General features: G+C 32.4%; 21 protein-coding genes. 4 read left to right on the top strand and 17 right to left on the bottom strand.

Annotated elements, in window-relative coordinates; genetic code table 11:
* Positions 1–4: 4 nt before the first annotated feature.
* From HM981_RS14305 to HM981_RS14285, 5 genes are all read right to left on the bottom strand, one after another.
* On the bottom strand, positions 5–661 hold the full coding sequence (locus tag HM981_RS14305) for a TetR family transcriptional regulator C-terminal domain-containing protein (RefSeq protein WP_179339487.1): 657 nt from the start codon (positions 659–661) through the stop codon (positions 5–7).
* 97 nt (positions 662–758) lie between these two features.
* The gene (gene arsB / locus HM981_RS14300; RefSeq protein ID WP_179339486.1) at positions 759–1,811 is read right to left on the bottom strand and encodes an ACR3 family arsenite efflux transporter; all 1,053 of its coding nucleotides are present in this window, start codon (positions 1,809–1,811) and stop codon (positions 759–761) included.
* A 5-nt stretch (positions 1,812–1,816) separates the two neighbouring features.
* Positions 1,817–2,431 (bottom strand): arsenate-mycothiol transferase ArsC, encoded by a 615-nt coding sequence (locus HM981_RS14295; protein ID WP_179339485.1) that lies wholly within the window; start codon positions 2,429–2,431, stop codon positions 1,817–1,819.
* A 19-nt stretch (positions 2,432–2,450) separates the two neighbouring features.
* Positions 2,451–2,921, bottom strand: coding sequence for a DUF6428 family protein (locus HM981_RS14290; RefSeq protein WP_179339484.1), 471 nt, complete (start codon positions 2,919–2,921; stop codon positions 2,451–2,453).
* 24 nt (positions 2,922–2,945) lie between these two features.
* Positions 2,946–3,278: an ArsR/SmtB family transcription factor gene (locus HM981_RS14285; protein WP_179339483.1), complete on the bottom strand. Its 333-nt coding sequence runs from the start codon at positions 3,276–3,278 to the stop codon at positions 2,946–2,948.
* 179 nt (positions 3,279–3,457) lie between these two features.
* Here HM981_RS14285 and HM981_RS14280 point away from each other — a divergent pair, with 179 nt between their 5' ends.
* The gene (locus HM981_RS14280; RefSeq protein ID WP_179339482.1) at positions 3,458–4,303 is read left to right on the top strand and encodes a DUF2911 domain-containing protein; all 846 of its coding nucleotides are present in this window, start codon (positions 3,458–3,460) and stop codon (positions 4,301–4,303) included.
* Positions 4,304–4,358: 55 nt separating this feature from the next.
* On the opposite strand, the gene HM981_RS14275 is transcribed toward HM981_RS14280, so the two are convergent.
* The 12 genes from HM981_RS14275 to HM981_RS14220 all read right to left on the bottom strand — a co-directional run bounded on the left by HM981_RS14275 (position 4,359) and on the right by HM981_RS14220 (position 16,523).
* Complete coding sequence (locus HM981_RS14275; protein ID WP_179339481.1) at positions 4,359–5,336, bottom strand: Gfo/Idh/MocA family protein; 978 nt, start codon at positions 5,334–5,336, stop codon at positions 4,359–4,361.
* Entirely contained in the window at positions 5,326–7,143 is a 1,818-nt protein-coding gene (locus tag HM981_RS14270; RefSeq protein ID WP_179339480.1) for a sodium:solute symporter, read from the bottom strand. The genes HM981_RS14275 and HM981_RS14270 overlap by 11 nt, the downstream gene beginning before the upstream one ends.
* Positions 7,144–7,292: 149 nt before the next feature.
* Positions 7,293–9,812 carry a PIG-L family deacetylase gene (locus tag HM981_RS14265; protein WP_179339479.1) on the bottom strand — a complete coding sequence of 840 codons (2,520 nt, stop codon included), beginning with the start codon at positions 9,810–9,812 and terminating at the stop codon, positions 7,293–7,295.
* Between the two features lie 58 nt (positions 9,813–9,870).
* Positions 9,871–10,506 carry a hypothetical protein gene (locus HM981_RS14260; protein WP_179339478.1) on the bottom strand — a complete coding sequence of 212 codons (636 nt, stop codon included), beginning with the start codon at positions 10,504–10,506 and terminating at the stop codon, positions 9,871–9,873.
* A gap of 73 nt (positions 10,507–10,579) precedes the next feature.
* Complete coding sequence (gene corA / locus HM981_RS14255; protein WP_179339477.1) at positions 10,580–11,656, bottom strand: magnesium/cobalt transporter CorA; 1,077 nt, start codon at positions 11,654–11,656, stop codon at positions 10,580–10,582.
* Between the two features lie 3 nt (positions 11,657–11,659).
* A complete protein-coding gene (locus tag HM981_RS14250; RefSeq protein WP_179339476.1) occupies positions 11,660–12,193 on the bottom strand; it encodes a mechanosensitive ion channel domain-containing protein in 534 nt (177 codons plus the stop codon).
* 48 nt (positions 12,194–12,241) lie between these two features.
* Positions 12,242–13,183, bottom strand: a complete 942-nt coding sequence (locus HM981_RS14245; protein WP_179339475.1) for a septum formation inhibitor Maf — start codon at positions 13,181–13,183, stop codon at positions 12,242–12,244.
* 143 nt (positions 13,184–13,326) lie between these two features.
* Entirely contained in the window at positions 13,327–13,920 is a 594-nt protein-coding gene (locus tag HM981_RS14240; RefSeq protein ID WP_179339474.1) for a Maf-like protein, read from the bottom strand.
* A gap of 1 nt (position 13,921) precedes the next feature.
* Complete coding sequence (locus HM981_RS14235; RefSeq protein ID WP_179339473.1) at positions 13,922–14,851, bottom strand: geranylgeranylglycerol-phosphate geranylgeranyltransferase; 930 nt, start codon at positions 14,849–14,851, stop codon at positions 13,922–13,924.
* Between the two features lie 8 nt (positions 14,852–14,859).
* A complete protein-coding gene (locus HM981_RS14230) occupies positions 14,860–15,171 on the bottom strand; it encodes a hypothetical protein (protein ID WP_179339472.1) in 312 nt (103 codons plus the stop codon).
* 6 nt (positions 15,172–15,177) lie between these two features.
* The gene (locus HM981_RS14225; RefSeq protein ID WP_179339471.1) at positions 15,178–15,711 is read right to left on the bottom strand and encodes a KdsC family phosphatase; all 534 of its coding nucleotides are present in this window, start codon (positions 15,709–15,711) and stop codon (positions 15,178–15,180) included.
* 14 nt (positions 15,712–15,725) lie between these two features.
* Positions 15,726–16,523: a Rossmann-like and DUF2520 domain-containing protein gene (locus HM981_RS14220; RefSeq protein WP_179339470.1), complete on the bottom strand. Its 798-nt coding sequence runs from the start codon at positions 16,521–16,523 to the stop codon at positions 15,726–15,728.
* 69 nt (positions 16,524–16,592) lie between these two features.
* Here HM981_RS14220 and HM981_RS14215 point away from each other — a divergent pair, with 69 nt between their 5' ends.
* From HM981_RS14215 to ccsA, 3 genes are all read left to right on the top strand, one after another.
* On the top strand, positions 16,593–16,985 hold the full coding sequence (locus tag HM981_RS14215; protein ID WP_179339469.1) for a group III truncated hemoglobin: 393 nt from the start codon (positions 16,593–16,595) through the stop codon (positions 16,983–16,985).
* A gap of 53 nt (positions 16,986–17,038) precedes the next feature.
* Positions 17,039–17,488, top strand: a complete 450-nt coding sequence (gene mscL / locus HM981_RS14210) for a large conductance mechanosensitive channel protein MscL (RefSeq protein ID WP_179339468.1) — start codon at positions 17,039–17,041, stop codon at positions 17,486–17,488.
* Between the two features lie 102 nt (positions 17,489–17,590).
* Complete coding sequence (ccsA, locus tag HM981_RS14205) at positions 17,591–20,785, top strand: cytochrome c biogenesis protein CcsA (RefSeq protein WP_179339467.1); 3,195 nt, start codon at positions 17,591–17,593, stop codon at positions 20,783–20,785.
* The last annotated feature ends 104 nt before the right edge of the window (positions 20,786–20,889 follow it).

Genomic DNA, 20,889 nt, shown 5'->3' with positions numbered 1-20,889 from the left:
AGCTCTATTTAGTTTGCATTTTTTCTTTGTATAAGAATTTACCAAAGTCAATGATGCTTTTTAAAGGTGTAGTGTCTATTAAGTCGAAACTTGCCTGAACAGATTTTTCAATAAAAATGTCTGTTTTTTCGAATGATGTTGACGTGTCGTCTAACCAAAATTTCATGGTAACTAATAATTGAAACCAAGCCGATTCTTTGAGCGCTTTACTTTTTATTTTTTCAAGCTTTTCTTGTTTAAGATCTATAGTTTGAATATCTAAATGCTCTATGTAGTGACTAAAACTTTGCTTTAAATGGGAAAGTGTTTTGAGAGATTTTAGTTTGTTTTTATCCATACTTAATGCATGTACAACATAACTTCTGTTGGCTGTAAGTATCTCGAAGAATGTGAAATAAAAGCTTAGAAGTTTATTGCGTACATCAAATGAATGATAGTCTTCGCTTTTCTCTAAAATAGCGAAGGTGTTATCAAAAAATATTTTAAATATAGATTGTTCTAAAGTTTCAAAAGAACTGAAGAATTCATAGAATTTTTGTTCTTCAAAATTGTTGTCTTTAGCAAATGCATATACCGTTTTTGGTTTATGGTTATGTGTAAGTACATAATCCATATAAAATGATATAAGATCTGATTCTTTTATGTTTTTCTTTTTTGCCATTGTAATTGTTTTTACAATGTAAAGATACGTTATGTTTAACTATATTTATGTAAAGTTAAACAAACTTTAACATCATTAAAGGAAAAACAACTAACAGTTATGCTTTTTGTGGTAAATAATATTTTTTTCGAAGCCAAAATACGACACGTACTAAAAGAATTAATGCTGGCACTTCTACTAATGGACCAACCACACCTGCAAAGGCTTGACCAGAGTTTAACCCAAAAACAGAGATTGCTACAGCAATAGCTAATTCAAAGTTATTACCAGCTGCGGTAAATGCTATGGCTGCGGTTTTATCGTAAGTTGTTCCCATGGCTTTACTAACAAAAAAGCCAATAACAAACATCAGTGTAAAGTATATTAATAAAGGCACTGCAATAATCAGTACATCCATTGGTATTTCTACAATCAATTCCCCTTTAAGCGAAAACATAACCACAATGGTAAATAATAAAGCAATTAAAGTCATGGGTGAAATCGTTGGAATAAATTTGGTAGTGTACCAAACTTCTCCTTTTAGTTTCACTAATATTAAACGAGAAAGGATGCCTAATAAAAATGGAATCCCTAAATAAATAGCTACACTTTCTGCAATCGTTCCAATAGAAATATCTACAATTGCACCTTCAAAACCAAAATAGGGTGGAAGTACTGTAATAAATAAATACGCATAAAAACTATAAGCAAAAACTTGAAAAATACTATTTAAAGCGACTAAACCGGCTCCATATTCGCTACTACCTTCTGCTAAATCATTCCAAACTAAAACCATAGCAATGCAACGCGCCAAACCAATTAAGATTAAGCCCACCATATATTCTGGATAATCTTGTAGAAAGGTAATCGCTAAAATGAACATTAATACAGGACCAATAATCCAATTTAAAACTAAAGAAATCGATAAGATTTTTACATCCTTAAATACTTTTGGAAGTAACGCATAATTCACTTTAGCGAGTGGCGGATACATCATTAAAATAAGTCCGATCGCTATGGGAATATTCGTGGTTCCGCTACTAAATGATTCTATAAGTTTAGGGAATGATGGTACAAAAAAGCCGATACCAACACCAATTACCATGGCAATAAAGATCCATAATGTTAGGTAACTATCTAAGAAGCTTAATTTTTTTTTGATTGCAGTCATTGTAATTAGTTTACGATGTTAGAAAATACATATTTCATTTCTGTAGCAATTTGAAGACTACGTTCATTATATTTTTCTAATTGTTGTGGTGTATTATCAAATGCTTTTGGATCTTCATAAGTAATAGGAATCCGTTTTTCTGCACCTGCAATAAATGGACACCCTTTATCTGCACTAGAACACGTCATAATTGCAGTGAAACCTGAAGTCGGATTAAAAGAGGCATCAAATGTTTTAGAAAAACCAATAATTGGATGTGCGTTTCCTGAATATTTTATGCTGTAAACAGGATTGTCTCCATTTGAAAGCATTTCAATCTGAAACCCTGTATTTTCAAGTGTTTTAGCTGCAACAGGAAATAATGCTGTGGCTTCGGTTCCGCCAGAATAACAAAATACATTGTTTATTTCAAAATGCGATGCCAAGGTCTGTGCCCAAACTTGAGATAAATGGCTACGACGGGAATTGTGAGTACAGATAAAGTTTAAATTAACAGCTTTGTTTTCTGTTGTTTTAAGTTGAATGTAATCGATGAGTGGTTGTAATATCGTTTTACGTTCTTCAGAAATAGAATCAATATGTAATTGATCTATTTGCGTGTTTATTAGTTGAAATATCATAGTGTTTATGTTTTAATAGTTAGCAACATCCAGAACCTGGAGCACATGATGGAGCTTCATTTTGTAAATCAGAAAACTTAAGTTTTGGTTTTTCTGTAGGAATACCACATTTGTCTTTCGCTAAGCAATCTGTAAGCTTGTTGGTCAATAAAAAGTTTTTGCCGTCAAAGTCCAACCCATATTTTCCAATAGTATCTCCTTGGTATTCCACTTCAATTTCTAAATCTTCAATATTTAAAACTTTTTCAGAAAGTTCAATAATATCGAGTAGTTTTTCAGGATGTAATCTATGGTCATAATCGTCTGCTTCCCAAAGTTGAAAGTTGGCAACGTTTTCAGTTCTAACGGTTCCACCACAATCAATAAAGTGTTTTGATATTTTTCCCACTTCGGTAACGTGAAAGTGATTTGGTACTAAAGTTCCGTTTGGTAATTGAAACGCTATGGTTTTTAATGTTTTTAATTCTGATTTAATTTCTGAAAGTTTCATAAATCTATGTTTTTATAATTTTATTTAACAGCAGTTGCTGTTGTCGTTAAGATCTTGATTAAGAAAAACGGATAACGTTGTTTTCATATTCGTCCAATTCTCTTTGTCTATACAATAACAAATACTAGTGCCTGTAATGTTTCCTTTTATAAGTCCAATTTTCTTTAATTCTTTTAAATGCTGAGAAATTGTAGGTTGAGCTAAACCAATTTCTTCAACCAAATCACCACAAATACAAGAATTAATTTTAAATAAATGCTGAAGAATAGCCACTCTTGCTGGATGACCAAAGACTTTCGCAATGCTTGAAATCTCATTCTGTTCTGTTGTAAATATTTCTGATTTAGTTAAACCCATAATCTCTTGTATTATTATATTGCAATATTACGATGAATAAATAATAATTCAAATAGTTTTAACGAATACTTCCAAATTGCTCGTTGTTTTTATTTCTTTTTAAGGATTCCTTAACATATACAACTTTCCTTAAGTTGTAATTTTACATTTAATTAAATCAACACTTAACATAATAAAAAATGAAGAAATTAGTACTTTTTACATTTGCTTTAACTTTAATGTTTTCGGTAAATGCACAGATTGAAACGCCTCAACCAAGTTCTTTTACTAAAGTAGAACAGGTGGTAGGATTAACAGATGTTACTTTAGAGTACTCAAGACCAAGTATGAATGGGAGAGCCATTTTTGGAAGCTTAGTGCCTTATGGTAAAGTATGGAGAGCAGGAGCTAACAAAAATACTATGATTACGTTTAGTGACGATGTTGTTATCGCTGGTAACGAATTAAAAGCTGGATCTTATGCTATTTTTGTGACACCTGCTGCAAAATCTTGGGAAGTGATTTTTTATAGTGATACTAATAACTGGGGAACACCAGAAACAATTGATGCTGCAAAAGTTTCTGCAAAAGTTTCTGCTAAAACTTATAATGTACCAATGGATATTGAAACTTGGACAATTGGTTTTGATAATTTAACTAGTGGATCTACAGATTTAGGCTTTATTTGGGAAAATACTTATGTTGCTGTAAAAATTGAGGTGCCAACAGCTAAAACCGTTACAGCTTCTATAGAAAAAGTTATGGCAGGACCATCTGCTAATGATTATTATGCTGCTGCTGTTTATAACTTATCTGAAGGAAAAGATTTAGAAAAAGCAAAAGAATGGATGGATAAAGCAATGTCTATGATTAAAGAGCCTATGTTTTACCAATTAAGAAAACAGTCTTTATTATATGCTGCATTAGGAGATAAAAAGAATGCTATTGCAACAGCTAAGGAGTCTTTAGCAAAATCTAAAGAAGCAGGAAATGCTGATTACGTTAAAATGAATGAAGACTCTCTAAAAGAATGGGGAGCGAAGTAATTTTTAATATAAAATAAGTCTTAAAAGCGCAGCTAATTTATTAGTTGCGCTTTTTTTATTTGTATTCCAAACCGATTAAACTTCTGATATGATCTAGAGTTCCAATCAATTGTTTGCTCTTCTCAAAAGTCATAATATCACTTTCTGTCTTACCATCTCTAAGCAATTGGCTAAAATGTTCAATTTCAAAACTGTAACCGATTGTTTTATTGTCGAAGGTTTTTAACTCAGATTGGCCTTGATTGTCAATTAAAGTAATAGATGAAGGTTGGTGAAAACGACCATTAATTTTTATGGTACCATTTTCACAATGAAAAATAGCTTCAGTATTTGTTTTTTCTAATAAGGTGCTTTTTAAATAGGCTTTAACATTATCATAATTAAAAACAATAGTGCATTCGGAATCTGTTCCTGAAGCATAAAACTCAGCTTTAGCGTCTATTGAATTGGGTTGACCTAATGTAGACAATGCAGCAAAAACAGGATAAATTCCAATATCTAGTAAACTTCCTCCTCCAAGAGATTTGTCAAACACTCTAGAGGTTTCATCATATGTTGGGTGGAAACCAAAATCGGCTTCAAGTTTTATAACTTTACCAAAATGCTTTTTTTGAAGTAAATCTAAAACATATCTATAATGTGGAAGGAAAATGGTCCACATGGCTTCCATTAAAAGGATGTCTTTTTGTTTTGAAAGCTGAATCATATCTTCAACGTCCTTCAAATTCATTGCAAATGGTTTTTCGCACAACACAGCTTTATTATGGTTTAAGCATAACATAGTGTGCTCTTTATGAAAACTATGGGGCGTAGCAATGTAAATAGCATCAATTTTTGAATCTGAGACTAAGTCTTCATAACTTCCGTAGGCAATATCTGCGTGAAACTCTTTTCCAAAAGCTTTTGCTTTTTCGAGATTTCTAGAAGCAATAGCATAAAAATTAGAATTCGAAACCGTATTTAAGTCCGTTGCAAATTTGGTGGCAATTTTACCAGCACCAATAATTCCCCAATTGATAGTTTTAGATTTCAATTTGTGATTTTTTAGGTAATACTAATTGTAATAGATTAGCTATAGAAATGACGACTACACAACCAAATAAATTTAGCCATAGATAAGGCATCCAATCAAACCACCAACCAATGACTACAATGGCTTGTGTGATTAATGCTCCAATAAAAACCGCATTTCCTTTAATGTATTTAAAGAAAAAGGCTAATAAGAAAATACCTAAAACATTTCCGTAGAAAATAGAACCAATGATATTAACGAGCTGGATTAAATTCTCTGCGAGATCCGCAAAACAAGCAATGATTATGGCAATAATTCCCCAACCAAATGTAAACCACTTGGTCATTTTTACCATGTGTGCTTCTCCTTTGTCTTCTTTTTGGTTTCTTCCGTATAAATCAATAGACGTTATAGTGGCAAGCGCATTAATTTCTGATGCTGTAGATGACATCGCTGCCGATAAGATTACGGCAAGCAATAATCCAATCAATCCTGTTGGAAGATTATTCAGAATAAACCGAATAAACATGTAATCTCTGTCATTGGTCTGCGTATCCTTTGCTGCATCTTTATAAAGCGTTGTAAGTTCTGCTGATTTAGTAAGATAATCTTCGCTTTCAGGATTAGATTTTAGTGCAATTACTTCGTTTTGAAGTTTGTTATATTCAGAAGTATATTCTGGATCAACTGCTTTTTTGATTAAGAATTTAGATTCTACACGATACGTTTTTTCAATACTATCTAGTTTGAATAAATCCGTTTTTAAACTAGAATCTTTATTTTTTGCTAATGCTAAACTTACTTTTTGCTTTTCGGTAAATAATACATTTTGTTTCTCTTGAAGTGTTCTATATTCATCACCATATTCTGAATTTAAAACTGTTTGAGTTGAAGCGTCAATAAAGTTTAAAGGAGAAGGATTAAATTGATAAAATACAAATACCATAACACCAACAAGTAATATGAAGAATTGCATTGGTACTTTAAGCATGCCGTTAAACAATAAACCCATTTGCATTTCCTTCATGGATTTACCTGATAGATAACGTTGCACTTGGCTTTGGTCTGTTCCAAAATAAGAGAGCATTAAAAATGTACCTCCAATAAGACCTGTCCAAACGGTATATCTATTTTCTAAATCGAATGAAAAATCCAGAACTTTCATTTTGCCAGTAGCACCAGCAATATCTATAGCATCTTTAAATGATACCTCTTCAGGAATTAAATTGATGATGATAAATAATGCCGCCAACATACCTGCGAAAATCACAAACATTTGTTGTTTTTGAGTAACGGTTACGGCTTTTGTTCCACCTGAAACAGTGTAGACAATAACTAGGACTCCAATAACAATATTCAGTGTTATAATATTCCAGCCAAGAACTACAGAGAGAATAATAGCAGGTGCAAAAATGGTAATTCCTGCTGCTAGTCCACGCTGAATTAAAAATAGAATGGCTGTTAAACTTCTAGTTTTTAAATCAAACCGATTTTCTAAAAATTCATAAGCCGTATAAACTTTAAGCCGATGATAAAGTGGAATAAATACCAAGCAAATAATAACCATGGCAATTGGAAGTCCAAAATAAAATTGAACAAATCCCATACCATCAGAAAATGCCTGACCTGTTGTAGACAGGAATGTTATAGCACTAGCTTGTGTTGCCATTACAGATAAACCAATGGTCCACCATTTAGTCGTGCTTCCGCCTTTTATGTAATCTTCTGCATTCTTACGGCCTCTTGTTTTCCAAGTTCCATAGCCTACAATTGTTGCTAATGTGGCTATTAAAACCGTCCAGTCAATCCAATCTAAAGTTTGTGGCATGTTAAGCGAATGAAGCAGTTATAAAATAAAATAAAACAATATAAATCGCATTAGCTATGAGAACAGCAGTATACATTTTTTTCCATTTTTGTTTTGGCTGCGGCTGGTTTTGGTTGTTCATGCTTTTGGTTTTAGTTAGTTTTTAGTCATTAGTTTTTTAAAGGTGTATTATCTTCTTTACCTGCAGAAAGCAAATTAGCGAAGAGTCTGTAAGCACCAGAAACTCCTGCTGGAAATTCCCTAAAGAAACTCAGGCCTGTATAAATGTAGTTACCTTTACCGTACTTTGCGACTAATAATGCGCCTTCTTTTGAATTTTCGTCTTTATCGTTTGCAGCTAATAATGGTGTAAATTCTGTTGACCATTCATTAGGGAAGTATAAACCACGTTCTTGTACCCAACCTTCAAAATCTTGCTGTCCAATTTTATTTGGGAAGTTTAAAATTGGATGATTAGAGTTTAGAATTCTAATTTCGGCATTTTCGTCTGTCACACGGTCTCGTGATAATTTTAAATTGTAAGGTGCCAAATTATCTACTTTCAGTCTTCTATTAGTGTTGTATTGAACAATCAAATTTCCACCGTCATTAACATAGTCTAATAAGAATTTTTGTTTGAATTTTAATTCTTCAACAATATTATAAGCTCTAATTCCCATAACAATAGCGTCAAAATTAGAGAGGTTTTCTGGCGAAATTTGTTCAGGATTAATAATGGTAACGTTGTAACCAATTTGTCTTAAACTTTCAGGAACCACATCTCCAGCGCCTTCAATGTATCCAATATTATTGCCTCGTTTTTCGATATCTAAACGGACAACTTTACTTTCGCTTGGCATTAAAACCGTTTGAAAAGGAATGTGTGCATAATCGATTTCTATGAGTTCATCGGTATAAAACTCACCATCAATATTTACCATTGGCGTCATTAAACCTTCACTTTGATTTTTTGGTGGAATAACGGTAAATATTACTTTTTGAATATCACCTTTATTGGCGATTTCAATTTTTTGTTTTTCAGGATAAACACTCCAACCTTCAGGATATGCCATTTGTACAAAACCTTCAAGTGTGTTTTTACCTGCTTTTACAGTTACCTCAATTTCTTTTTGTTGGTCGTTTTCAAAAATGTAAACTTTATCACTTAGGCTAGCTGAAACGATAGGAATAATTTCAAAAGGACGATATAATTCACCTTTATCTGGTTTAGAATAACGATACACCACAGGTTTTGTAAACGTAATTGGAGTGCCTTCGATCAATAGGTTAAAATCTACAAAAACAGCTCTAGGTGTTTCAGGTAAACCAATTAAACTTTGATCTTTAACATTATACATGCCTAATGTACTTTTATTATTCAGCCAATAAGGCGCAGTATAGTTACTATTATTAGGAATGGTAAATGCTTCTTCAAAATTTAAACGTTGATTAGAAGCTAAGGGCATATTTTTTGATATTCCTTTTTGTAACGTTGATAATTGATAAGAAAGTAAATTAATGTTGGCAGAACTTCGGTTAAGAACTTCCATATTAAGGCCTACTTCAGAGTTTGGAGCGGCATTTGGACTTTTTGCAGAAACTTCTAAATATAAACCAGCACAAGCTTCAATAATAATTTTTATTTCTTTGGTCTTAACGGTTTTCCAATGGTCGTCTTTTACATTTTGAAGTAATTTGTAAGCTTCTAATAGTTGTGGTAAATGAGAAGATGGATTTTTAAAATTGAAGTTGTTTTCGACTGTATTTAATATGTTACCAATGGCTTTTCCTCCTTTGATTCTATTCCATGAAATATCAATACCAGAAAAAACGGATTTACTATCATTTAAAGGTTCACCTTTTAAAAACTCAATATATTCATCTTGAGAACCGCGTTGCGATAAGCGACCAAAACCTTGACAAAGATGCTGACTGCTTGCTAACGAAGCAACTTCATTATTGGACATGCCTTTACTTGGGTAATAGACTCCAACATCTAAATTAAGCATATTGCTTTTGTCTAATTTATCAAATTCTTCTTGACTTCCGTAACGCCACCATGAGGTATTATAGAATAAGCGTTTTGGTTGCCATGTTTTAGTGAGTTCTAATTGTGATGGATATTTTGTAGCATCATTAGCTAAATCAAAAGCTTCCATACTTAACATTGCAGAAGTGGTGTGATGACCGTGTGTTGTTCCTGGTGTTCTATGATCGAATCTGTTGATTATAACATCTGGTTTAAACTCTCGAATGGCCCAAACCACGTCAGATAAGACTTTGTCTTTATTCCAAATTTCTAAAGTTTCGTCTGGATGTTTTGAATAGCCAAAATCATTAGCTCTTGTAAAACGTTGTTCTCCTCCATCTACACGTCTGGCGGCTAATAATTCTTGGGTTCTTATAACACCTAAAAGTTCTCTAATTTCTGGGCCAATAAGATTTTGTCCTCCATCTCCACGCGTTAACGATAAATACGCGGTTCGTGCTTTAACCTGATTAGACATGTATGAAATAAGTCGTGTGTTTTCATCATCTGGATGTGCAGCAATATAAAGTACAGATCCTAAAACGTTGAGTTTTTGAACGGCTTCGTAAATTTCGGAAGAATTGTATTTTTTGGGTTGTTGTGCTTGTAATGAAACGATGGAGCTTATAAAAAGCAATAGACAGAGTCTAAGTTGGTACATGAGGTTCTAAGTTAGTTACTTTTCAAATATAGAAAAGTTACTAGTTTTCGACCTTTTTTTAGGTTTTGTTTAACTGTTTATTGTTTTCTAAATCGTGAAGCTCTTTCTCTGTGATTTTTCTAAACGAAAACTTATAACCTTCAGCTGCAGCAATGGCATAAAAGAAAAAATCCATGACACTTGCAGATTCTTTGAGGACTTCAAAAGTATACGAATAATCGAAGTAGAGTAGTGTTTCAAAATAACCATAATTTTCTGCATTAGCGACAAAACCAATAATACTAAGAAAGTTTCCTAAAACACAACTAAAAACAGCGATAATGGCACCACAAATACCAAAAATAGAATCTAAACCTTTACCAAAATGACCTATTCCTAGTCCAACAGCAGCACCAATAGCTATGGCGACTAATCCTATTTGCATACCTGTAAGAACTGTTAGTATTGCCCAACCTATTGCAGCTAAAATGCCTATGAATATACCCACAAATATAGCGGCTGGTAAACTTTGTTCTTTTTTTAGTTCTTGTAAATTCCTTTCAGATAACTGCCCTGTGATTTGGTGACGTTCCACTGGTTCTTCATTATCCATCCGAGCGACTGAAACTTCGTCTATTGTATAAGAAGGGCATTCGTTTTCAAAATCAGCTATTTCACCTGTAAGTTTGCAAATGAGGCCAACTTTAAGGTCCATATCACGGTTAGTACAATTTTTACAAAACCTTAGGTGTTCTTGTCTAGTCATCATTTTTATTAAGATTTATTACCTATAACCATTTTTTACGTTTAAAATAAAACACCAATGCTATAAACATTACCAGCATCACTCCTAAAAGAACAAAATAACCATATCTGTATCTAAGTTCTGGGATAAACTCAAAATTCATTCCGTAGATACCAGCAAGAAAAGTTAAAGGAATAAAAATTGAAGACATAATTGTAAGGACTTTCATTACTTCGTTCATGCGGTTGCTAATGGTTGTCATGTACATGTCCATTAAACTCCAGATCATTTCGCGGTAAATATCTATATTTTCTGATACCTGAATTAAATGATCATAAATGTCTCTATAGTAGGTTATTGTGCGTTTAAGGATTAAAGGGTGCTCTGCTTTCTCTATGCGGTTTATAATTTCTCGAAGCGGAAAAATAGCACGTCTCACTTTTAAGATTTCACGCTTTAGTTGCTGCACTTCAATACTAATGTTATCTCTGGCTTGTCCTGCAAATAGTTCTGTTTCTAAATCCTCAATTTTATTACCAAGTACCTCTATGATACTAAAGTAGTTATCTACCACAGCGTCAATAAGGGCATACATTAAATAATCAGATTTCAGACCTCTAATTCTTCCGTTAGCTAAACGTAATCGTTCTCTTATAGTGTCAAAAACATCACCTTCGGATTCTTGGAAGGTAAGCACGTAATTTTTACCGAGGACAAAACTCACTTGCTCGATAACAATGTTTTCATCGGCATCATAATAAAGCATTTTTAGTACAATAAAAATGTAGCCTTCGTATTCATCTATTTTTGGACGTTGCGAGGTGTTTACAATATCTTCTAGTACAAGTGGGTGAAGATCATATTGTTTTCCGATATTTTCAATTTGCTCAATATGCTTTAATCCATCGACGTTTATCCATGTTACAGAATCGGTAAGTTTATAATTAACCGCATCTTCAATATTTAAGAGAACAGATTCTGTTATAAATTCTTTGGTGAAATCGAAACATTCTACGTGAAAATCTTTATCTGATTTTTTTCCTGTATAAACTAAAGTGCCAGGAACCTGACCAATATGTTTTTTGAAATCTTGTGTGCGTTTTTTTGTTCTTTTCTTCATCCTTTATAAAATACTGGTATCATCCAGTGCATCCTTTTGCAATAAAGTTACAGCTTTTTGAAGAATAAGATTGTTAGGGTAGGTAACTAAGTTACCATAATCGTCTCTAAGATGAATTTGAAATGCTCTAATATCCTCGATAATGGCGTCTATAGGGAAGTCTTTGTCGTGAATTCTAATTTTATCTCCCACCTTATATGGGAAAGAGAAAAACATAATTACACCAGATGTAACATTACTTAAAATAGACCATATGGCAAAAAGAGCGACACCAATTACAGCAAATACAGATGAAAACACTAGCGTAACATCAGCCGTTTTAGCTCCTAGAATAAAGACTTCAATCAGAATAGCAATAAGCACTAAAGTTACAGTAGCATAACGACCTATTAAACCAGCACGAGCTTCAGTTGTACCACTTTTTTTTCCAATTTTCTTTACAGTAATTACTATAATAGATCTAATTATAAATAAAATAATTAGTAAAATTATAGTATTAATAATCTCGTCTTGGTAATTAGAGAAATAAACGCTCATATTAAGCTTTTTGTGTACTACAAATATAGTAGACATTCCATAAAATTACTATTGTAATTTTAAAGTTTCTCTAAGCGATTCGTCTGCAATACTTTTTTTGTTCCAATAGTCAGATTTAATGCTTTCTAACTTTGTTGCTTTGGTGGTTAATGTTTTTTTAGAATCACCATAACCACTGGTTGTAGTTTCTTCCCAACCTAGAATATTATAAGGGAATTCAGGATTAAAATTTATTTTTAAAGTACGATTAGAATCTTCATAAGACAAGGTGTAACTGTTGCTTTCTAAACTAGCAAAAGCCTTAAGAGGTTTGAATTCTTCGTGATTTAATCTAATATGTTCTATAGCAGGAATAATATCTAATTGACCAACAGGAAGACGTTTTGGGTTGATTCTTAATTTAGCCCACAATTCATTTTCAGTTAATCCTTTTTCTATTTTAAATTCTTGATCAGCTTGACCTTGAAAGTAAGAGTGCGATTGTATTTCAAAATCTTCACGATTGTTAAGTTGCATATAGGTTTGGCCACACCATTCTTGCACAGAAATCGAAATCTTTAAAGCATTTTGATTGTCTGCAACAGGATAAAAGGTACTCTGCATTATAGAATACGGATAAATACCGGTGTTAAAATTCTTAGTCGCATTAACTTTTAAAACCGGAATATTAGTCTGGTTATAATTATCTGCTTTTACTTGTGCATCAGGTAAAAAATCTTCGGTTACAAAGACCAATACAGCCTTGCCTTCTCGGATTTCACCATAACGTGCTTGTTCTAATTTGTAAGTTGTTATTTCTGCGTCTCCGTTATACCAATAATCTTTAAATTCTTGTGATAAGGCTTTTTTTGGTGCAATTACTTCTGGTTTAGATTCTGAAAGGGCCAAAGTTTCTGGTGCTTTTTCGGTGTTCTTTGCACAAGAGTTTAAAACTGAAAGGCTAACGATACCTATGGCTAAAATTACAGTACTTTTAAATTGTCTTATCATAATGTCATTGGTTTATGTTTGGAGTCAATATTCTGAATTATAGTTTGTAGTTGAAACTGTGGTTGTGTTTCAATTTGTTACTATGCTAGAATCACGATTGACTAAATAAACGTTATTAAATTTAATAAGGCAAAGTTAAGGTCTTAAACACCTTTGGCAATGTTATTTAACGTTTCGTAAAGTAAATGTGTGGGCAAGCCAACAACGTTATTGTAAGAGCCTTCGATAGATGTAATTCCGATAGCACCAATCCATTCTTGTATGCCATAGGCACCTGCTTTGTCTAATGGTTTAAAGGTGTTAACGTAATACTGAATTTCTTCATCTGTTAAACTTTTAAACGTCACTTTGGTTATGGTATTAACGAGGCGCTGTTCAGATTTTAATGTGAAACAGATAGAGGTAACAACCTCGTGAGTTTTATTGCTTAACGATTTAATCATTTTAAAAGCATCGGCTTCATCTTTTGGTTTGCCAATTGCAGTATTATCAAGCCAAACAATAGTATCACTAGTAATTAAAATGTCTTTATTTTGAAGGTTTTCTATAAAAGGTTCTGCTTTTAATTTTGCTAAATAATCTGTGATTTCAAAACTTTTTAAATAATCAGGATAGATTTCTTCAACAGGTTTAAGTTGAATATCGAAATCCAAATTCATAGTTTTTAAAAAAGCATGACGACGTGGAGATGCCGAAGCCAAAATAATATGAAAATCTTTAAGCTTATCGTTTAGCATTTTAATTCAGAATTATAAATTTATAGAGTAATAAGGAGAGCATACCTGTAAGCATCACTAATTTTAAAATTAGACTGATGTGTTTGTAATCTGTTTTTTCTTTAGCACCAAGTAATTTTATACTGACATAAATTAAAGGAGCAATAACCAAGATTAAGAAATAACCAACGACTAGTTGTTGTTTAAATAAATACGTAACCACGTAATAAGTTATAAAAAGAATAGGAACTAGCGAAGTAAAGAATACTATTTTGTTGGCACGTTCTCTTCCTAAAAGAACAGGAAGTGTTTGGATTTCGGCTTGTTGGTCTCCCTCAATATCTTCGAGATCCTTAACCATTTCTCTTACCAAATTAATCATAAAAGCAAACACAGCATAATCTATAATAATTTTTAAAAAGGTAGTTTGTATCGCTTTATTATAGAAATTCATAGCAGGAACTAATTCAAAAAGACCAACTAATAAAATACTTAAAGCAACAACTATTGAAACCACAACATTACCAACAACAGGAATTTGTTTTAAAGACGATGAGTAAATATAGAGTAACGCAGAGGCGATAAAAAAGATGCTGAAAAATGCAGATTTACCAATGCCATTAGCGAGATAAAATCCAATACCAACTCCTATAATATTAAGAATAATAAATAGGGTAGACGCATTCTTCTCAGAAATATATTTATTTATAATGAGTTTCTCTGGCTTATTAATTCTATCAGTTTCAACATCATAGACATCGTTAATAACATAGCCTCCTGCAGCAATTAAAACGGTTGCTAAAACCAAAAGGAAAAAGTGGAAATCGCTAAGTGTAACTAAAACACTATGACTTTCGCGAAAAGGTAATAAAAGGGCATATTTTACTAAGTATTGCGTAAATGCAATCATTAGTAGATTTTTCCAACGGATTAAATTTAGAACGTGAATCATTAAAGGAATTAGTGTGATAATATTTTAGTTATTAGATAATAGGCAACATAAGCAACCATAAAAAATACAATGATACTAATAATTGCTGTTTTCTTTAAAAGTTTACGCTCTTGTAGCCGAATGTTATCTTTAATTTTTTGCTTATCTTCTTTGGATAAATCTTTATGCAAAAAGTGCATTTTGTAGTGCAGATGCGCTTCGTTATCCAATTTCTCTTTGTATTTAGAAAATGGAGACGATGATTTTTGATTAAAGGTAGCTTGGCTGTTACCAAAACCAATATAACCAAAACCTGTACTATGTCTTCTTCTGCCTGACATGTTTAATTAATCGTATTTAGCATTAAAGTTACCATTCCATTTGTCCTGAACTTTTAATACTTGTTCAATAATATCTCTAACAGCACCTTTTCCACCATTTTTATGTGAAATATATTTTGAAACCGCTTTAATCTCCGGTACTGCATCTTGTGGACAACACGGTAAACCAACCAATTTCATTACAGGATAATCAGGGATATCATCTCCCATATATAAGACTTGAGATTTAGAAACTTGGTGCTGATCTAAGTAGGTATTTAATTGCTCAATTTTATTGTGAGCACCTAAAAAAATATCTTTTATACCTAAAGCAGCTAAACGTTTACGCACACCTTCATTAGAACCACCAGAAATAATACACAAATTAAAACCAGCATCAATAGCTGTTTTTAGTGCAAAGCCGTCTTTAATATTCATGGTTCTTAGCATTTCGCCATCTGTAGTAACTGTAATGGTTCCGTCGGTTAAAACACCATCTACATCAAAAATAAAGGTAGTAATGTCTGCTAAATATTCTTTGTAGCTTTTATCGTCGTTCATTGGTTGTTTTACTTTTAGTTGGTTTTTGCTTTATCCTTTCTTGGTTTAAAGGTTGAAACATTATGCGTCTTTTTAATAGAAGAGGTTAGCATTTTATAAATGGTTTCGTGCTCTTCCTTTTCAATTAACTTTAACTGTCGCTTTATGGTTTTTTTATCATTCCGTTTTGCAGGACCTGTTTGTGCCATAAAAGGAGACATCTGCTGAATTTTCTTTGCCGTTTCCTCTATTAAAGGGTGTAAAATTTCGAATTCTATATTCTTTGTTTCACAAATTTCATGACCAATCCTATAGAGTTGATTCGTAAAATTATTTACAAAAACGGCCGCAAGATGAAGTGTTTGTCGTTGCTCTGTCGTGATTTTATGAGGTTTGCAACCTACAGCTTTTGCTAAATCTTTTAAAAGCTGAAGATTCTCTTTTTCATAGACTTCAATACAGATTGGGACTTCGGTAAAATCAATATCTGCGTCTTTAGTAAAGGTTTGCAAAGGGTAGAATACACCAATTTTGTTTTTCTTATTTAAATCGTGCATAGCAACACTTCCAGAGGTATGTACAACCAATCGGTTTGTAAATGGTAAGTCTGAAGATAATTGTGCAATGCTATCATCGCTAACTGCCATGATGTAAATGTCTGCAGTTTTTAACTCATCTAACGAATCCGTTATGTCAACAGCATTCGCATAAGACGAAATAGAAGCTCGCGTACGATTATACCATTGGGTAACCGAAACGGTTTCCGAATTTAAAAATGCTTTATATAAATGTGTGGCTACATTGCCAGCACCTAGTAATACAACTGATATCATGCTGTAAAAATACTAAGATTTCTTATCTTAGAATCACAAGAAAGCGATTAAAAGAATAACTTTGAATCAATGAACAAAAAAGACATAAAAACTAGAGAAGATGTTTTTCAGTTAGTTTCCAAATTTTACGATAAAGTTAGGAAAGACGAAAAACTAGGACCATTTTTCAATGAAACCATAACAGATTGGGAAGCCCATTTAGAGCATTTAACTACCTTTTGGGAATCGAGTTTGTTTCTAAAAACTAAATTTCATGGCAACCCATTAGAAGCGCACACTAGAGTAGATAAAGCCTTTAATCATAGTATTACAGAGCTACATTTTGGAATTTGGTTAAACTTATGGTTTCAAACTATAGACGAATTATTTGAAGGAGACTATGCCGAAAATGCCAAACGTCGCGCGCGTAAAATGGGCACATTTATGTATATGAATATTTTTGCTGCTAGAAATAAAGATTAAAACGCAACCTACTTCAAAAATTATTGACTTTTAAAACCTAAACCAACAGATAAATGAAACTACTTACAGAATTTAAAGAATTTGCAGTCAAAGGAAATATGATGGATATGGCCATTGGTATTATCATTGGAGCTGCATTTAATAAGGTAATTGATGTCTTGGCAAAACAAGTGCTTTTACCACCTTTATCTTTATTAACAGACGATGTAAATTTAGGGGATAAGAAACTGGTTTTAAGAGATGCCATTATAGATGCTACTGGAGAAATTACTACAAGTGAAGTTGCTGTAGCTTACGGAAAACTTTCTGAAGTGTTTTTAGACTTCATTATTATAGGGTTTACAGTTTTTATCATTGTAAAATTCATGAACAGACTTCGAAATAAAGCACAAGATACAGATGATAAAACGGTAGTTACACCAAAAGATATTCAGTTATTATCAGATTTAAAAGTGTTAATGGAAGAGCAAAACAAAATGCTTAAGTCTAGCATGGGTAAATAGGTTACTTAATACGTGTAATTTTAACATGTTTTGGCAATTTAATCTAATTTTCAAATCACTAAAAAACCATACCTTTGCACGAGCTTAAAAAAGCCTTTAGTTATGCAAAAGAAAATCGCTAATTTCCTATTCTCTACAAAACTTACCGCGTTTTTATTTATTGCCTTTGCCGTTGCTATGGCAGTTGGTACTATTTTAGATAGAAACATGGGAACGTCTCCAACACCATACACTAGAACGTTAATTTATAATGCATGGTGGTTTGAAACAATAATGGTGTTTTTTGTCATCAATTTTGCAGGTAATATTTTTAGATACCGTTTGTATAAAAAAGAAAAATGGGCAACTTTAATTTTGCATTTATCTTTTGTTTTTATTCTCTTAGGTGCTTTTATTACGCGTTATGTTGGTTTTGAAGGTATGATGCCAATTGTTGAAGGCGAAACCGAAAGTGAATTCTTCTCTCAAAAAACATATATAGGAGGTCGGATTATTGGAGATTACGAAATTAATGGGCAATTACAACAACGTCGAGTAGAGGAAGAAGTGGATTTTTCTAGTCGATTAGATAATGATTTCGATAAGACCTTTGATTATGGTGATACTGAAGTTAACATTAAAGTCGAAGAGTTTATTGAAGGGGCAGAAAAAGATGTCATTCCAAATGAGTCCGGAAAACGCTATTTAAAAATGGTAGAAGGAACTGATAGTGGTCCACATAATCACTTTTTAGAAGATGGCAAAACAGTTAGTCTACATAATATTTTATTTTCTCTTAATAATTTTCAAGAAGGAGCTATAAATATTATAGAAAAAGAGCAACGCCTTTTTATCCATTCACCTTACGACGGAGACTATATGACTATGGCAACGCGTGCTACTGGTAAATTAATAAAAGATAGTTTACAACCATTAATTTTAAGATCTAGATACATTATTGGTAATATGCAAATTGTAATGCCAAAACCTATTGTAAAAGGTGATTTTGGAGTTATAAAAAAAGCAGCATTCTTAAAAAATGATGAAGATGGTATTATATTAAGCGTAACAGCAAACGGTGAGACTAAAAAATTAGGTCTTCTAGGTGGTAAAGGGAATTATGGTAGTTTGGAAGAAATTGAAGTTGGAGGTTTAGAAATAGCCTTGCAATACGGTCCAAAAATATTAAAACTACCGTTTGAGATTAAACTCAATGATTTTATTGCAGAAAAATATCCTGGTACAGAAAAAGCATATTCTTCTTATGAAAGTAGAGTAACGGTTTTTGATAAAGAGAAAGGTGATTTTGATTATCGTATTTACATGAACCATGTTTTAGATTATAGAGGTTACCGCTTTTTTCAATCGGGTTTTGACTCTAATGAAACAAGAACAGTTCTTTCTGTAAACCATGATTTTTGGGGCACTTATATCACATATGCAGGTTACATGTTATTATACTTCGGACTTATGGCTATTCTTTTTGCTAAACACACTCGTTTTGATGAAATAAGAAGTCGATTAGATAAGATAAAAAAGAAGAAAGCAAAAATGATGACCATGATTTTGCTTTTAGTAAGTGTTGCTGGTTTTGCTCAAGAACACTCTGGAGATGATGGTCACGATCACACAAAGCAAACGGAAAAAGCACAAATTGATTCTATTCTAAGGGTGCATATTACACCAAAGGAGCATGCTGCGAAATTTTCAGAAATGGTTATTCAAGATTATGGAGGTCGTATGATGCCAATGCATACTTACACGTCAGAGATGCTTCGTAAATTGAGTAAAAGTGATACGTATGAAGATTTTAATTCAGATCAGGTATTTCTATCTATACAAGAAAGTCCAATGCTTTGGTACAATGTGCCAATTATCTATTTAAAAACAAGGAAAGCAGATTCTATAAGAACAATAATAGGTATTGATTACGACCAACAATATTCGAGACTTGTAGATTATTTTACTCCTGAAGGGAGATATAAATTAGCACCATATTTAGAAGAAGCTTATAAGGCACAGGTTCCTAATGGTTTTCAGAAGGAGGTAAAAGAAGCCGATTCTAGAGTTAACCTATTGTATAATTCTATAGAAGGTCGTTCTAATAAAATATTTCCTATTCCTGATGATGAAAATAACAAATGGATTTCGGCATTAGAGTTTAGAGAAGAAGGGATAAGAGAAAAAATTGAAGATACACTTTACGGTAATTTTATTAACAATGGCTTTAGTGCGTATTTAGTGACTTTAAATAATGCGAAACAAACAGGTGATTATTCTAAAGCAGAAGAATTACTTAACGGTATTAAAAAGACACAACAAAAATTTGGTAGTGAAGTCATGCTATCTGACGATAAAATAAAAGCTGAAATTTTATATAACGATTACGATATTTTTAAAAGATTATTCAGTTGGTACATGTATGCAAGTACATTGCTTATGATACTCATTGTGGTGCAAATTTTTAAGTATAAAAGTCCATGGTTAAAAACAGCAATTAATGTGCTTATTGGTATTATAGCACTCTTATTTGTATTCCATTTAGGAGGTTTAATACTACGTTGGTATTTATCAGGACATGCACCTTGGAGTAATGCTTATGAATCTATGATTTATATTGCTTGGTCAGTAATGCTATTTGGTTTTCTATTAGGTCTTAAGAAGAGTTCTCTAACAATTGCAGCTTCTGCATTTGTTTGTTCTATGATTTTAATGGTAGCGCATTGGAATTGGATGGATCCTGCAATTGGTAACCTTCAACCTGTTTTACAAGGCTATTGGTTAATGATTCACGTTTCGGTAATCGTTGCTAGTTATGGTCCATTTGCAATAGGAATGATTTTAGGAGTGGTTTCATTATTATTAATGATTTTAACAACAAAAGAGAATAAAGAGCGCATGCTTATTAATATTAAAGAGTTAACTATTATTAATGAAATGGCTCTAACAGTTGGTTTGGTAATGTTAACCATCGGAAACTTTCTTGGTGGTATGTGGGCAAACGAAAGTTGGGGACGATATTGGGGCTGGGATCCAAAGGAAACTTGGGCTTTAATTAGTATTATGATTTATGCTTTTGTAATTCATATGCGCTTGGTACCTGGTTTAAGAAGTCGTTGGATTTATAACTTAATGTCAATTTTAGCCTTTGCGAGTATCCTAATGACTTATTTTGGTGTTAACTTCTATTTATCAGGTTTACATGCTTATGCTAGTGGAGATCAAATAGTGAGTTTTCAGTTTATAGCTATTACTCTAGTTATAGTTGCTATACTTGGATTTTTCTCTTTCAGAAAATATAAGAAATATTATAAGTAGTTAATTGAAATATTTTAGGATAACTATGCCTTTTTATTAAAGGTCATGGCAATCCTCAATTGGATTACTACACTTTTTTATTCAGTCATTATAAAACCTTAGCT

It is taken from the genome of Winogradskyella ludwigii (genome assembly GCF_013403985.1).
Taxonomy (GTDB): domain Bacteria; phylum Bacteroidota; class Bacteroidia; order Flavobacteriales; family Flavobacteriaceae; genus Winogradskyella; species Winogradskyella ludwigii.
This window is presented reverse-complemented; position numbering and strand designations above follow the sequence as displayed.